This is a genomic window from Microcoleus pseudofavosus SVA1_A4, assembly GCF_036700565.1.
Taxonomy (GTDB): Bacteria; Cyanobacteriota; Cyanobacteriia; order Cyanobacteriales; family Microcoleaceae; genus Microcoleus.
In genome coordinates this window covers 21,829-37,146 of sequence record NZ_JAUBPE010000010.1, presented here as the reverse complement: position 1 = coordinate 37,146, position 15,318 = coordinate 21,829, and the positions used below count along the sequence as shown (strand labels likewise).

The window sequence follows — 15,318 nt, the reverse complement described above, 5'->3', positions numbered from 1 at the left end:
ACACGGCAGTGCCGTTTCCCTACAATTAATCGGGTAATGGTTACATCTCTGGCGATCGCAATGGATTATTTTGGGGTAGGGAAACGACATTGCCTAACTTCCCGGGCGCAAATAATCCAAAAGCCGATCGCCCGAATCGGCCCGAATCAAAGCAACCACAACATCCGGCAAACTTCCCAAACTCGGATAAACAAAATAACGCGGTTCCCACCGCGGCCCAAACTTATCTTTAAAACTGTGCAATCCCTTAAAATTATAAAACTTGCTCAAGTGATCCGAAAGATAAATCAAAACCTTTTCCAACCGCCCGGATTTCTCAGCTTCTCCAACTCCCGCCAAGGCCGACAAACCCAAATCAAATTCTTCATATCCCAATTCTTGACAGTGCTGCAACATCGAAGCAAACAAACACTCCATCGTGCCATTTTCCACCTCAGTGCGACGGCGCATTAAATCAACTCCAACTACCCCATCTCCCGCCGATATCATATTAGCAAAAGCACTAATTCTACCGTCTGGAGTGTGGATGGCTGCGGCGCGAGTTTCCCGCAAATATGCCTCGTCAAACCAACCCACCGAAAACTTTTTTTCCGCACCCTGAACCATTTGCAGCCACTCGTCGCTGACGAGTTTCATTTGCCGCATCAATTCGGAACTTAAAGGAGGTTCGTAAAATTCGATTTGATGGCCGGCTTTTGTAAGCCTGTTGATAGCAGTTCTCAAGTTTTGATTGGTCTTGCCTTTGAGAGTAAAAGTTTTGAGATTGACAATAGCTTCTTCGCCAATTTGCACCACTCGAAAACCGAGAGTAGAATACATTTCTCTATCGTCGGGCAAAGTTTGATAAAAGGCTGGATACCAATCGTTGCGATCGCAAAATTCTTGAAACCCCAGAATTGCCTCTTTGCGGTCTTCAGCGGGCCCGATGGGGTCTCCCAAAGCGATCGCACCTCTACCTTTCGGCACGTAGGCGATCGTACTTTTGCCAGAAGGACTAAAATAATAAGATTTATCCTCAAGCAACGCCAGTCTAGCTAGCGTTGTCCGCCCGTATTCTGCGACAACTTCTTTAGCTTTATTCCGTTCCGAAATACTTGCCGAATCTCGCAGCAGCACCGGCCGCAGCAGCATCAAAAGTGCGTAACCAAGCGTTACCGTACCCACAGCATAAATCGAATCCGCAAAAAAGTTAGCAAACCGAGTTTTCGTCGCCAACCCCGCATTGTCCGCCGTAAAAAACATGGCGAAAGTCTGGAACAAAGCTGTGTCTAAACCAAAATTAACCGGTTGTCCGTTAACTTCAAAACGCCCGTCCAGAATGTAAAAACCCGCCGTCCCGTAAGCCAGCGTAAACAGCAAAGCCCCCAGCAAAACCCGGATTCCTTGAGCAATTGAAGGGCGATCGGATTTAGCTGTAAAACTCTTTCGCATTACCAACAACTGAAACAACAGCACCCCAGAAAGCAAGCTTTCTTCAACATCCAATCCCTTGACTAAATGAATTACAATAGAAACGATTAACAATCCCACCGTCAGCAACCAAGCAACCCGCTTGCGCCGCAACAAATTAGTTGCCAGAGTTAGCAGCATAAATCCGATAACTGCTGCAAAAAAATGACCGCCCGCACGCACGGGAAAAGGGAAAAACGGTTCTAGCCAATTTCGGCGATCGGGTAAACTGGGAGTTACAGCAGACAGCAGGTTAATAACTCCTACCAATCCGGTTAAAAATGATGCAGTCCAGAGTCCAATCCTAGTTTTTTGGGATAACACAGTTCACCTTTCTAATTTTTCTGTGCGGCCAGTGATATTTTAAACTGTTTTCCAACATAACTCAAAGAATCGGCTAAATGCTTGTGCCAATAATTCCAACCGACATCGGGGCCGACAATCCCGTGTCCTCCGGGAAATTTGTGAAACTCGTTGGCAATACCCAAACTGTTTAATTGCTCGTGAAACTGTTGAGTTGAAATCAGAAAATTTTCGTCTCCTTCCCCCGCATCCAAATAAGCGCGCAACTGCTGTTTATCTTTAACACTAAGTTTTTCCACTAAATATTTAGGACTGTTAGCCTGGCCGCTTTGATCTGTAAAATAACCGCTGTGACTGAACAGAATATTAAAATTATTCAAGTAGCGCAAACCGATATTAAAAGCTCCCCAACCCCCCGAAGATTGTCCTCCCATTGCCCAGAATTTGGGGTCTTCCAGCGTTCTGTAGCGCGATTTTACGATTGTCGCTAACTCGGAGCCGATCGCACTTCCTACCTTACCGTTCGGCCCGTCAAAATACTGCGGGTCCCACAAAGGGCTCGTACCCCGCTTGTCGTTTCCGTCTGGAGTAATGACAATTGACGGCGGCAATCTTTTGCTTTTATATAAATCGTGAAGCACAGAAGTAACAGCAGCTTTGTCCTGATAAGCGCGCGCGTCTCCGTGCCCGCCGTGCAGCAAAAAAATCACTGGATAGCGCTGTTTGGGATTTTTTGCGTACCCAGGCGGCAAAATTAAGCCGTAAGTGCGCTCTGAATTCATAGCTGCACTTTTATATGTTTTTAGTTCAAATCTTAAGTCGGCATCGGCTATGATTTTCGGAGGGTCTAACTGAGGTGCTCCGGCAATAAAGACGTACCAGTATCCAGCTCCGCCTAAGAGCAGGATAGCACCTGCACCTATACCCAAAACTTTTCCGATCCATTTAGGCATAATGTTAGTTGACGGTTGACGGTTGACGGTTGACGGTTGTTGGTTATTTGTTATTTGTTACATATAAAATCATTAATACCCAATGCCCAATGACCAATTCCCCATTCCCAATTCGCCATTCCCAATGCCCGATGCCCAATGCCCAATGACCAATTCCCCATTCCCAATGCCCAATGCCCCATTCCCAACAAAATGACTTACCGAAATCCCGCTCCTACAGTTGATATTATCATCGAATTAGCCGATCGCCCGCACCGCCCGATCGTACTCATCGAACGCCGCAATATTCCCTACGGCTGGGCAATTCCCGGCGGCTTTGTCGATTACGGGGAATCGGTTGAAACGGCGGCCAAACGCGAAGCTTTAGAAGAAACGAGCTTGAATGTAGAATTAATCGAGCAATTTTACGTTTATTCTGACCCAAATCGCGACCTCCGCCAACACACTATCAGTATTGTATTTTTGGCTTCTGCAACGGGCGAACCTCAAGCCGCCGACGATGCTAAAAATTTACAATTTTTTGAATCTTGGCAGATTCCCCATCAATTGTGTTTCGATCACGATCGCATTTTACGAGATTATTGGCGTTACCGTCATTATGGATTGCGTCCGCGTTTGTAGGAGGGGAGTTTTTGTGTAGTTCATTTCACATCTTTCATCAATGTCAGGAACAGGCAAGATACCTGTTCCACAAAAAAAAATCAATGTTATTGTGGAACGGGCTTCTAGCCCGGTCTTGAGAATGTTGCAGCATCTGAGTTCATCCAACTAAATTTTATGCCAATCTTGACAATATTAGGCGGAGGTGCATGGGGTTCGGCCTTGGCAAATCTCGCAACTAAAAAAGGTAATCAAGTTAATTTGTGGTCGCGCCGCAGTTCTGTTAATCTAGAATCAGTTATTATAGGTACGGATGTTGTGGTTTCGGCAGTTTCGATGAAAGGGGTGGCCGCAACAGTCGATCGGCTGCTTTCCTTACAGTTAAGTCCCTGTACAATTATAGTTACCGTCACCAAAGGTTTAGACCCCGCGAGTACGCGCACTCCGTCTCAAATTTGGCAAAATGCCTTTCCCAACAATTCAATTGTGGTACTTTCGGGCCCCAATCTTTCCGAAGAAATTCAGCAGGGATTGCCGGCTGCAACGGTAGCGGCGAGTTTGGATTTAGCTGCAGCGAAGCAAGTGCAAAATATTTACAGTTCTGATATTTTTCGGGTTTATGTGAATGAAGACCCGCTGGGGACTGAGTTAGGTGGAACTTTGAAAAATGTATTTGCGATCGCCGCCGGTGTTTGCGACGGTTTACAATTAGGAACTAACGCTAAATCTGCTTTGCTGACTCGCGCTTTACCGGAAATGATTCGGGTGGGAGTTCGTTTGGGAGCTCGCGCAGAAACTTTTTATGGTTTGTCTGGTTTGGGAGATTTACTCGCTACTTGCAACAGTTCTTTGTCGCGCAATTATCGGGTTGGTTTCGGATTGGCTGAAGGTAAATCTTTGGAGCAAATATTGCACGAATTGCGGAGCACTGCTGAGGGAGTCAATACTACTAATGTGTTGATTGATTTAGCGGAGCGCCGCGAAATTGAAGTCCCCGTTTCCGGTCAAGTTTACCGCTTGCTGAACGGTGAAATTACTGCCGAACAAGCCGTTTTATCGCTGATGGAACGAGCTTTGAAACCGGAGTGAGTAAGTTTTTTAGCATTAAAATTTAAGTTTTTGGGCGGGCAAGATGCCCACCCCAGAAGAAGTTTTCAGAAAAACCATCCACAATAAATTTACTCTTTGTGGAACAGGCATCTTGCCTGTTGCTGACGCGATTTGAAACCGGAGTAAGTAAGTTTTTTTAGCATTAAAACTTAACTCTTTGGGCGGGCAAGATGCCCACCCCACAAGAAGTTTTCAGAAAAACCATCCACAATAAATTCACTCTTTGTGGAACAGGCATCTTGCCTGTTGCTGACGCGATTTGAAACCGGAGTAAGTAAGTTTTTTAGCATTAAAACTTAACTCTTTGGGCGGGCAAGATGCCCACCCCACAAGAAGTTTTCAGAAAAACTATCCACAATAAATTCACTCTTTGTGGAACAGGCATCTTGCCTGTTGCTGACAATGATGCAAGATGTGAGATGAATCCTATTTACTTACCGCCGTAATAAAAAGCGATTTCTTTTTCTTTCAGCGGTGCGAAGTCTGCATCAACGAGCATTTTATCGAGCTCGTTTTGAGGAATGTGTTTTGCTCCAATGCGGACAATGCGCGATCGCATTGTATTCGACACTCCGCTGCGCTGTCTCCCCGCTTCCAAGCCCATCACTTTGCTGTACAGTTCTAGTTTGCCTTGGGGAATTGGAGTGCCGTCAAAGTCGATTCCCTTTGAGATCGCAACATCGATCGCATCTGCACCAGTTGTAGATTGAGTCGCTGAGTTTGTTTCTGAAGACATTGTGTTGTGCTATCAAAGTTTGTTGTGGAAGCATTTTATCAGAGAACTCTTTACTTTGGTCAAATTTGTCAATATTAATACAGCAGATTGCAGGTTTACGAAATACACCTTAGATATATAGATCCCCGTAGGGACACGGCATTGCTACAAGTAGGGACAGGGAGCATCCCAATTTGGTAAAAAGCGTTTTTTAGGAGTGCGAGCGTCTCGCTCGCGATCTAGCCGCGAGCGAGACGCTCGCACGCTATATCATCCAAATATATTGTTCTGATGCAACCGTCCATGATGTGAAAGCAAAAATGGGATGCTCCCTAGGGACACGGCATTGCTACAAGTAGGGACACGGCATTGCTACAAGTAGGGACACGGCATTGCCGTGTCTTACCTGAAAAGTGCTGTATTTTGCATCGCTTTGACTATTTGGCTTGGGCGGACTTAACTACAGCGAAAACAACTGACCAGCTTCCCTCAAATCCACATTTCCCCCGCTCACAATTACGCCAATCCTCGCATTTTCAGCCTGCACAACACCTGACAACAAAGCCGCCGCCGCTAACACTCCAGTCGGCTCTACAACTATCTTCATCCGCTCCCACATAAAAAACATTGTCTGGCGAATTGCGGCTTCCGAAACTGTTGCCATATCATCAACATAATGCAGCACCAAAGGAAAAGTTAATTTTCCCAAATACGGCGTGCGCGCGCCGTCAGCAATCGTATCCGGGTTGCTAACAGTTTGCAGCGTTTTTGTGCGGAACGATCGCGCGGCATCGTCTGCTTGTTCCGGTTCTACTCCGATTATTTTACACTGCGGAGACAAAGTTTTTGCTGCGATCGCGCATCCCGACAGCAAACCCCCGCCGCCGCAGCAAACCAAAAGCAAATCCAACTCCCCAACTTCTGCGATTAATTCCAGCGCCGCCGTACCTTGTCCCGCAATCACCCGCGCGTCATCATAAGGAGGAATAATTGTCAAGTGTCGCTCCTCGGCAATTTGGGCGGTGAGCTCTTCCCGCGCAACTTGAGTTCGATCGTACAAAATAATTTCCGCACCGTAGCCGCGAGTCCCTTCCTGCTTGACTTTTGGCGCGTCTGCCGGCATCACCACAGTAGCAGGAATTTGTAGCAACCGTGCGGCAAGGGCGATCGCCTGCGCGTGATTTCCCGAAGAAAAAGTCAGCACTCCCCGCTGTTTTTCGGCTTCAGATAGCTGCATCAAAGCATTGCAAGCACCTCGAAATTTAAACGAACCCGTCCGCTGAAAGTTTTCGCACTTGAAAAATACCTGAGAATTTGTCTGTTTGTTGAAAGTTTCCGAAGTAAGCACCGGCGTCTTGAAAGCTCTGTCCTGCAAGCGATTTGCTGCCGCCACCACATCGGCGAAACTGACTGACAAGGGATTTTCAGTAGAGAAGTGGACACTCATAGATTTTAGATTTGGACGATCGAGGATTCTATTTGTAGGGTGGGCAGTACCCGCTTCACTCCTACCATTAAATTATAAGTTTTTAATTTATAAACTTATTAAAAATTCTTATTATTAACTGTTGCGCTCAATTGTTCAAAAAGCTTTAGACTAAAATCACACTTATTGCAACTTACTATCAAAAAGTAAAGTTGCGTTTGTACTGCCATAGGAGAGCGATTAATGAATACAAAGTTAAAAGTGCTGGCTGGTGCTAGCGCGGGATTGTTGCTGCTAGCGGGTTTGACGGCTAATGCAGTTGGAATCGGACAGCGGGCGATCGCCCAAACAACCCCGAAGGGCGATCCTCTTCGAGGGCTTCGCCAACGAGATTTAAGAGCACAAGCTCCCATAAATCGCATTAGAATCGTATTTGCCAACCGCAGGGATGCTACAGATTTACAAAATAAAGCCAATCAAGTAGCGCAAATACTTTCCAAAGAAATCGGAATGCCCGTAGAAGCAGTAATCGGCGACGAAACCGCCGCTGTAGAAGCTTTGAGGGCCGACAGAGCAGATGTTGCATTTGTAGCAGGCCGCGCGGCATTAAAAGCAGAACAATTGGCCAAAGCGCGGATGTATTTAGCGGAAGTTCGCAGCGATTATTCCGGCGGAAATACCTACGATTCTATATTTGTAGTGCGTCAAGACAGCCCGCTGCGCCCGAAAGCTTCGGCAAAGCAAACTCTCGAACAATTGAAAGGCAAAAAAATGGCTTTCACCTCTCGAACTTCCGGTTCGGGATTTATTTTCCCAGTCGGAGAATTGGTAGGTCAAGGATTAGTTTCCGGGCCCGATAGACTGGAAACTTTCTTCGGAAATGTCACCTACGGCGACGGTTACAGCAGCGCTTTGCAAGCTGTTTTAAGAGGTCAAGCAGAAGTCGCAACCGTCTCGGAATACGCCTTGCTACCGCCTTGGATTACCGCAGCAGAAGGCAAGCAGTTGCGAGTGCTGCAAAAAGTTCCCGGAGTTCCCGCCCACGGAATTGTGATTGACGATCGCGTTCCTGCACCCATGCGGGAAAAGCTGGTTAATGCTTTCATGAAAATGAACGAACCTGCAAACAATCAATTGTTCCGCAGTTTGTACAATTCCCAGAAATTGGTGAAAGTCGATCATGCGCGCCATTTAGCAACCTTGCGCCAAGCTTTGGTGCGCGCCAAATTAGAGCCGTAATCTAATACTAATTCTGAAAAGTAGCACCTGAAATTCGTAGGGACACGGCAGTGCCGTGTCCCTACCGCTGGCTGAAATTCGTAGGGACACAGCACTGCTGTGTCCCTACCGCAATATAAATTTCCAACCAGCCATCTGGTGCATTAAATTAATTACCAAAATTCTCAATAAATATCCCCCATGACTATCGAATGCAGCAAATTAGAAACAGCTTATTCACCATCGCTAAATCGCCCGATTCTCAACGGGATTGATTGCCAAATCAAACAAGGCGAATTTGTAGCGCTGCTGGGTTTGAACGGCGCGGGAAAATCCACGCTATTGCGTTCTTTTGTCGGCTTAGTTCCCGTCAAAACCGGAGAAATTCGGATTAACAATACAGTGATAACTCCGCGCACGCTGAGGCGAATTCGACGCGATATCGGCTTAATTTTTCAAGGTGGCGGGTTGGTCAAACAGTCATCGGCGATCGACAATGTGCTGTGCGGTTGCTTGGGAAGCTTAAATACTTGGGAGACGCTGTGGGGTTTTCCGAAGAAACAGCGCGATCGAGCTTTTGAATTGCTGGCAAACTTCGGACTCAAAGACCTAGCATATCAAAAAACCGGACAACTCAGCGGCGGACAACAGCAAAAAGTCGCCATCGCCCGCGCCTTAATTCAATCTCCACAGATTTTACTAGCTGACGAACCCACCAGCGGATTAGACGTAATCGCAGCCCAACAAGTAATGGAAATCCTCGCTCAACTGCACAAAGAACAAGGAATGACAATAGTTGTAGTATTGCACGACTTGGGAATGGCCAGCACTTATCCAGAAAGAGCGATCGTCCTCGATGCCGGTCAGATAGTCTATGATGGCAAATGCCACAACCTCTCCGACAAATTTAGCAAATTAACACATCCCAAAGTAGAAGCGTGAACCCCTCTCTTTTTCCTCTTCCTTCGCTTCCTTTGCGTCTTCGCGGTTCGTTTAAAAACATCCCCTTTAAAAATCAAAAAATAAAAGCAGATGACCGAAAAAAAATTGGGTAACTTATCGAAAAATTCGGGCTGGATCAAGAACCTCGGTATCGTAGCAGGTTTAATTTTACTTTACGGTTGGGCGCTCAGGGGACTAGAAATTGATGCAGCAACCTTGGCCGGCAGTTTGCCTTACATGACCGATTTTATCTCGCGCTTGTGGCCGCCGAATCTCGAAATAATCGATGTAGCGATTAAAGCTTTGATCGAGACAATTCAAATGTCGCTTTGGGGAACGACAATCGGGGCAATTCTTTCCGTACCCGTTGCTATTTGCAGCGCTCGCAACATAGCACCAAACTGGTTGCAATGGCTGGCAAATTTGGTGCAAAATGCAGTGCGTTCTGTTCCTTCAATTGTGCTGGGGTTGCTGTTTGTATCGGCGACTGGTTTGGGCGCGCCGGCGGGTACTTTGGCGCTGGCAATTTATACGATCGGCTATCTTGCTAAATTTTATCAGGAGGCGATCGAATCAGTGGAAGCGCGATCGGTCGAATCGTTGCAAGTCGCGGGTGCATCTTGGCTGCAAGTTGCACAATACGGCATTTTCCCGCAAGTATTGCCACTAGCCTTGGGTTACACGCTGTGGATGTTTGAGTATAACATTCGGGCGGCTTCGGTTTTGGGAGTGGTCGGCGCTGGCGGAATTGGCTTTGAATTGGTGAATTATATCAGGTCTTTTGAATACAATAAGGCAACAACAATGATGTTAGTGCTGTTAGTTGTAGTGACGGTTATAGATGTAATTAGCAGCAAATGGCGGCAGCAACTAGAAACCAAATAAAGACAGGTTTAGAAACAAAACAAGGACACGGCATTACCGTGTCCTTGTTTTGTATTGTAGGGACACAGCATTGCCGTGTCCCCCCGTACCGCCGATATCCCGATTAGACTTCTTGCCGTTTAGAACAAGAACAATTCAGAATTACCGGAAACTCCCAAATTGACATCGACAGTTGCAAACAAACTGTTACCGCCAACAGTAGAACCGTTGCTATCGTAATACAGTTTAGTAGATGCAGACAAACTGTCGTAGATAGCCATGATCGACGGCCCGGTTAAAGTTGCTTCGAGTGCAGTTACACCGACTGTACTGCTGTAAGCGTAGAAACTCGAACCCAAAGGTCCAGATCCGGTTGTAAACGCTGCAAAACCAGTTTTGTCGAGGTTAATTACATCATCAGCAATGCTGTAATTGGTAATTAAATCCCCGCCGCCAGCAGTAGTTCCGCTGAACACAAACACATCCGCACCAGCCCCGCCGTTGAGAACATTTGTTCCTAAACCGCCGATTAAAGTGTCATTCCCGTCGCCGCCGAAGAGACTGTCGTCACCAGCGCCACCGAAGAGACTGTCGTTACCAGCGCCGCCCGATATGCTGTCGTTACCAGCGCCACCGTCGAAAATATCAGCACTCGATCCGCCGTTCAAAATATCGGAGAACTCAGTGCCGGTGACGTTATTAGCGCTCGCGTTTCCTGTGAATAAGACAGGCGTGGTAAAGTTGTAACCGCCAGCACCAGAACCGAAGTTGTTAACTCCGTTTGTCGGGAAAGTACCCGGATTAGCAGTTAAATCGACAACGCTACCAGAATTCGTAGTGCCAGTGCCAGAAGATGCGATCGTACCTGTAAATACAAAGTCCGCCGTTCCCAGATTGCTAGCAGCAGTACCCAGATTCGCGATCGAGGTAGAACCGCCCGTCACCGTACCGTTCGAGTCAAAATACAACACCGTTTCGTTCGACGCATTAGTAAATGCGAAGAAACCAGCAGTTGTAGAACTGCCCAAAGCTTTAGCTTGTGCAGCTTCCAAAGAGGCATAGGTTCCGCCGGTGAAAATCACCAACTCTTTGCCAGTAATGTCAGGAGTTGAACCGCTAACACCGTCAAAGTTAGTCGTAGTCAAATTCCCGAAAGCGTTCGCGGTAAACTGCAATTTGTCAACCCCGAAAGCAAAGTCGGTAATTGTATCGCCGCCTTCACCTGCCGCCTTGTAAACAAAGAGATCCGCACCAGAACCACCAGTCAGAATATCTGCACCGCTACCGCCAGTGAGGATGTCAGCAAACTGAGTAGCAGTCACGCTGTTAGCACTGTCATTGCCCGTAAACAACACAGGCGTGGTAAAGTTGTAACCGCCAGCACCAGAACCGAAATTGTTAAAGGCGATCGGGTAAGTATTCCCAGCAGCAGTTAAATCGACAACGCTACCAGAATTAGTAGTGCTAGTGCCAGAAGATGCGATCGTACCTGTAAATACAAAGTCCGCCGTTCCCAGATTGCTAGCAGCAGTACCCAGATTCGCGATCGAGGTAGAACCGCCGGCTACGGTACCGTTCGAGTCAAAATACAACACAGTCTCGTTCGACGCATTAGTAAATGCGAAGAAACCAGCAGTTGTAGAACTGCCCAAAGCTTTAGCTTGTGCAGCTTCCAAAGAGGCATAACTGCCGCCGGTGAAAATCACCAACTCTTTGCCAGTAATGTCAGGAGTTGAACCGCTAACACCGTCAAAGTTAGTCGTAGTCAAATTGCCGAATTCGCTCGCTGCAAACTGGAATTTGTCAACCCCGAAAGCAAAGTCGGTAATTGTATCGCCGCCTTCACCTGCCGCCTTGTAAACAAAGAGATCCGCACCAGAACCACCAGTCAGAATATCTGCACCGCTACCGCCAGTGAGGATGTCAGCAAACTGAGTAGCAGTCACGCTGTTAGCACTGTCATTGCCCGTAAACAAGACAGGCGTGGTAAAGTTGTAACCGCCAGCACCAGAACCGAAATTGTTAAAGGCGATCGGGTAAGTATTCCCAGCAGCAGTTAAATCGACAACGCTACCAGAATTAGTAGTGCCAGTGCCAGAAGATGCGATCGTACCTGTAAATACAAAGTCCGCCGTTCCCAGATTGCTAGCAGCAGTACCCAGATTCGCGATCGAGGTAGAACCGCCGGCTACGGTACCGTTCGAGTCAAAATACAACACCGTTTCGTTCGAGGCATTAGTAAATGCGAAGAAACCAGCAGTTGTAGAACTGCCCAAAGCTTTAGCTTGTGCAGCTTCCAAAGAGGCATAACTGCCGCCGGTGAAAATCACTAACTCTTTGCCAGTAATGTCAGGAGAAACCCCGCTAACACCGTCAAAGTTAGTCGCAGTCAAATTCCCGAATTCGCTCGCTGCAAACTGCAATTTGTCAGTTCCCGACTTAAAGTCAGAAATTTTATCGCCGCCTTCTTTCGTTGTCCTGTAGACAAAGACATCGGCACCAGTGCCGCCGCTGAGGACATCTAATCCGAGGCTGCCGGTGATGGTATCGTTGCCGTCACCGCCGTTAATCGTATCGTTGAAATTGCTGCCGATGATGTTGTCATCGCCTGCTAAACCATCGATTTTAATTGCCGCTGGAAAAGTACCGAAATTGAAAATATCAGGGCCGGAAGTACCGACAGGAACAGTTAGCGATGAACCGGTGAAGACAAAGTTACTGACTTGCAGGCTAAATTTCACCGAGAAACTGGTCACAATTTCAAAGCGCGCCCCAACAGCAAATACCAGCACAGAACGGCCGGTAGAGGCATCTGTAAACTGACAGAAAGTAGGTGCGTCTGGGTTGCCGCCCAAAGCTGCAAACCGCGCTTGCAAAGTGGCGATGCTAGTAACGCTGATATCGGCGCTGAAGTCGAGCAAATTAGCGCTGCCGATGCTTCCAACAACAGAAGTAGCAGTAATCGACACTCGGGTCAAGCTAGTAACGCTGAGATTAAAAGCTGCGGTAGAAAACTCTAAAACATCGTCATCGACATTAAAGTCAGTAATTAAGTCAGCTTCTGCAACTGTTGTAATCTCTTGACGGGAAGTGCGGTAAATAAAGCGATCCTTTCCAGCACCCCCAATGAGAGTATTGGTTCCTGCGCCACCTTCGATCGTGTCATCACCGTCATTTCCGGTTAACTTGTCATTGCCAATACCGCCGATGATTTTGTCTTTGTCCTTACCGCCTTCGATATCGTCATCGTCATCGCCGCCGTCGATATCATTATCGCCATCGCCGCCTTTAATTTTGTCCTTGCCTTTGCCTCCGATTATTGTATCTTTGCCGATGCCACCTTCGATATCGTCATCGTCATCGCCGCCGTCGATATCGCTATCGCCATCACCGCCTTTAATCTTGTCCTTGCCTTTGTCTCCTTTAATTTTGTTTTTGCCCTTACCGCCTGTAATGTCATCGTCACCATCGCCGCCTTCGATGTCGTTATCGAGCGTCGCCGAACCGACAATAACTTGAGGATTTGTATTGCCAGCAAACTTAAAGACATTTTGCTCGATTTTCAAGCTAAAACGTTGGCCGGTGACAACGGTTGTGCCGTTGCTAACTTCAAAACCAAAAGTAGCCGCACCGATAAAACCTGTTGCCGCTTGGAAAGTTAACAAACCGAGGTTAATGTCTGCTTGAGTGAAGGTAACACCGAGTTGTGTTACGGCGACTCCCTTAAAGAATAGTTGCCCGGTTTTAGCATCGGGCAGCTCGGTTAGCTTGAAGACTGTGGCGCTAGCACCTTGCGAGCCACCGACAAACCGCAACAACTCAGAAGTAATAGTAGTTTGGCTGCCACCGGAAGCGGCAATCAGGCTATTATTAGCTTCCACTCGCAAAGGGGTGTTAATCACCGTCGGAGTTGGAGTTGGAGTTGGAGTTGGAGGGGTAACTCCCAAAAAGCTGCCAGCTTTCAGAATACTCGCGTTGACATTCAACAATAGCGCCAGCACAAAGTTACTGCTGCCCCGAATTTCGGTATTGAGGCCGACTTGTACAAAGGACAAGCTGCTAAAATTCAACTCGCCAAACAGCAGAAACTTGTCGCTGCCGTCTGTGTAGTCAGTGATGACTGAACTGCCGGGACTGGTAGTGTTACTGATGACAAAAACGTCATTTCCAGCACCGCCGATACAGGTATGGTTGCCAGTACCGCCAACGATCGTATCGTTGCCAGTATTGCCCATCAGCGTATCGTTGCCAGATCCGCCGCCGACAACGCTGTCGTCACCGTCGCCACCGTCTGCCATGTCATTGCCGTCGCCAGTAACGAGGGTATCGTTGCCCGCACCGCCCATCGCGGTATCGTCGCCGTCGCCGCCGAGCACGCTGTCGTCGCCGTCGTCACCCATACAAACGTCGTTGCCAGAACCGCCGATCAGGGTATCTTTGCCGTCGCCGCCGCTAACACTGTCGTCGCCGCCGTCACCCATGCAAACGTCGTTGCCAGAACCGCCGATCAGGGTATCTTTGCCGTCACCGCCGATCGCGCTGTCGTCGCCGTCGCCGCCGAGCACGCTGTCGTCGCCGCCGTCGCCCATACAAACGTCGTTGCCAGAACCGCCGATCAGGGTATCTTTGCCGTCGCCGCCGCTAACGCTGTCGTCGCCGCCGTCACCCATGCAAACGTCGTTGCCAGAACCGCCGATCAGGGTATCGTTGCCAGCACCGCCGCTAACGCTGTCGTCGCCGTCGTCGCCCATGCAAACGTCGCTGCCAGAACCGCCCATCACGGTATCGTTATCTTTGCCACCGCTAACGTTGTCGTCGCCGTCGCTGCCGCTAACGTTGTCGTTGCCCCGATCGCCCGTGACGGTATCGTTGCCTTCACCGCCCTCGCATTTGTCGTCGCCTTTGCCACCGTAGACGGTATCGCTGCCGGTGCCGCCGTCAACGTCATCATCTCCGTCGTTACCGTGCACCCAGTCATCGCCGTCATCGCCTTTGCAGGTATCTTTGCCACTGCCGCCAAAGATAGTATCGTTGTCTTTACCGCCATCAACCTTGTCGTCGCCTTTGCCGCCGTCGCACTTGTCTTTGCCGCGATCGCCCTTTATTTCATCTTCGTCATCGCCGCCCTGGCAATCGTCATCACCTTTACCTCCGTAGATTTTATTTTTGCCGCGCTTTACTTTGATTTTGTCATCGCCTTTTTTGCCGAATATCGACTTGTTGTCAGCGCTGGTGGCCATAATTAAGTCATCGTCATCGCTGCCTTCGATCGTCTGGAGAGCACTGCCGCTGTCATCATCTTTTTTGTCGCCCCCACTTTCTTCGGGTACGCCGTTAAATTCAGCAATTGTGCTGCTATCCTCAGCACCTTTTTCGGATGCGCCGTTAAACTGATTTGCCACTTTGCCGTTACTGCTGCTGCCGGTGTTTTCTGCGATCGCTTCGTCAATTAACTTGGCTAACCCGCTGTCGAAATTTTTAGCGGTGGTGTTGCTCAAAGCCGCGAGGCGATCGAGATCGCTGGCCGAAAGCGGGAACTCTGGTGCGCCGTCATCGAGGGCAAGAGGCGAAGCACTTGTTAAATCTGCATTAGAATTCGGCATATTTGGCACGGTAGATGAGCTGGTTTTTGTCATGTCAGGAATTTTCGTTTCATCTCGATCGGGAAAAAGTGTTCCCGATACATTTCCTAACAACATTTCTTCTTCTTCCATCTTTGATATTTCCCAACAACTGGT

10 protein-coding genes are annotated in these 15,318 nt (G+C 48.2%); 5 read left to right on the top strand and 5 right to left on the bottom strand.

All coding sequences use genetic code 11. The features are described 5' to 3' along the window. Nucleotides 1–93 precede the first annotated feature (93 nt). Complete coding sequence (locus QUA02_RS06510; protein ID WP_333026157.1) at nucleotides 94–1,773, bottom strand: phosphatidylglycerol lysyltransferase domain-containing protein; 1,680 nt, start codon at nucleotides 1,771–1,773, stop codon at nucleotides 94–96. An 11-nt stretch (nucleotides 1,774–1,784) separates the two neighbouring features. Continuing rightward, nucleotides 1,785–2,705, bottom strand: a complete 921-nt coding sequence (locus tag QUA02_RS06505; protein ID WP_333026156.1) for an alpha/beta hydrolase — start codon at nucleotides 2,703–2,705, stop codon at nucleotides 1,785–1,787. A 192-nt stretch (nucleotides 2,706–2,897) separates the two neighbouring features. On the opposite strand from QUA02_RS06505, the gene QUA02_RS06500 reads away from it, so the two are divergent. Further along, complete coding sequence (locus tag QUA02_RS06500; protein WP_333026246.1) at nucleotides 2,898–3,326, top strand: NUDIX domain-containing protein; 429 nt, start codon at nucleotides 2,898–2,900, stop codon at nucleotides 3,324–3,326. Nucleotides 3,327–3,482: 156 nt separating this feature from the next. Next, nucleotides 3,483–4,394, top strand: coding sequence for an NAD(P)H-dependent glycerol-3-phosphate dehydrogenase (locus QUA02_RS06495; RefSeq protein WP_333026155.1), 912 nt, complete (start codon nucleotides 3,483–3,485; stop codon nucleotides 4,392–4,394). Nucleotides 4,395–4,845: 451 nt separating this feature from the next. Here QUA02_RS06495 and QUA02_RS06490 read toward each other — a convergent pair whose 3' ends face one another. Beyond that, on the bottom strand, nucleotides 4,846–5,151 hold the full coding sequence (locus QUA02_RS06490) for a small RNA NsiR4-regulated ssr1528 family protein (protein ID WP_333026153.1): 306 nt from the start codon (nucleotides 5,149–5,151) through the stop codon (nucleotides 4,846–4,848). Nucleotides 5,152–5,590: 439 nt separating this feature from the next. Further along, on the bottom strand, nucleotides 5,591–6,577 hold the full coding sequence (locus tag QUA02_RS06485; protein ID WP_333026152.1) for a threo-3-hydroxy-L-aspartate ammonia-lyase: 987 nt from the start codon (nucleotides 6,575–6,577) through the stop codon (nucleotides 5,591–5,593). A gap of 222 nt (nucleotides 6,578–6,799) precedes the next feature. Here QUA02_RS06485 and QUA02_RS06480 point away from each other — a divergent pair, with 222 nt between their 5' ends. The 3 genes from QUA02_RS06480 to phnE all read left to right on the top strand — a co-directional run bounded on the left by QUA02_RS06480 (nucleotide 6,800) and on the right by phnE (nucleotide 9,601). After that, nucleotides 6,800–7,795, top strand: a complete 996-nt coding sequence (locus QUA02_RS06480) for a phosphate/phosphite/phosphonate ABC transporter substrate-binding protein (RefSeq protein ID WP_333026150.1) — start codon at nucleotides 6,800–6,802, stop codon at nucleotides 7,793–7,795. 180 nt (nucleotides 7,796–7,975) lie between these two features. After that, nucleotides 7,976–8,716, top strand: a complete 741-nt coding sequence (locus QUA02_RS06475; protein WP_333026148.1) for a phosphonate ABC transporter ATP-binding protein — start codon at nucleotides 7,976–7,978, stop codon at nucleotides 8,714–8,716. 90 nt (nucleotides 8,717–8,806) lie between these two features. Further along, on the top strand, nucleotides 8,807–9,601 hold the full coding sequence (gene phnE / locus QUA02_RS06470; RefSeq protein ID WP_333026147.1) for a phosphonate ABC transporter, permease protein PhnE: 795 nt from the start codon (nucleotides 8,807–8,809) through the stop codon (nucleotides 9,599–9,601). Between the two features lie 119 nt (nucleotides 9,602–9,720). Here phnE and QUA02_RS06465 read toward each other — a convergent pair whose 3' ends face one another. Next, nucleotides 9,721–15,294 (bottom strand): calcium-binding protein, encoded by a 5,574-nt coding sequence (locus QUA02_RS06465; protein WP_333026146.1) that lies wholly within the window; start codon nucleotides 15,292–15,294, stop codon nucleotides 9,721–9,723. Nucleotides 15,295–15,318: the final 24 nt, after the last annotated feature.

Coding starts and splice junctions, on each gene's coding strand:
- QUA02_RS06465 (WP_333026146.1), bottom strand. CDS start 15,294: ATGGAAGAAGAAGAAATGTTGTTAGGAAATGTATCGGGAACACTTTTT.
- QUA02_RS06495 (WP_333026155.1), top strand. CDS start 3,483: ATGCCAATCTTGACAATATTAGGCGGAGGTGCATGGGGTTCGGCCTTG.
- QUA02_RS06475 (WP_333026148.1), top strand. CDS start 7,976: ATGACTATCGAATGCAGCAAATTAGAAACAGCTTATTCACCATCGCTA.
- QUA02_RS06480 (WP_333026150.1), top strand. CDS start 6,800: ATGAATACAAAGTTAAAAGTGCTGGCTGGTGCTAGCGCGGGATTGTTG.
- QUA02_RS06505 (WP_333026156.1), bottom strand. CDS start 2,705: ATGCCTAAATGGATCGGAAAAGTTTTGGGTATAGGTGCAGGTGCTATC.
- QUA02_RS06500 (WP_333026246.1), top strand. CDS start 2,898: ATGACTTACCGAAATCCCGCTCCTACAGTTGATATTATCATCGAATTA.
- phnE (WP_333026147.1), top strand. CDS start 8,807: ATGACCGAAAAAAAATTGGGTAACTTATCGAAAAATTCGGGCTGGATC.
- QUA02_RS06490 (WP_333026153.1), bottom strand. CDS start 5,151: ATGTCTTCAGAAACAAACTCAGCGACTCAATCTACAACTGGTGCAGAT.
- QUA02_RS06485 (WP_333026152.1), bottom strand. CDS start 6,577: ATGAGTGTCCACTTCTCTACTGAAAATCCCTTGTCAGTCAGTTTCGCC.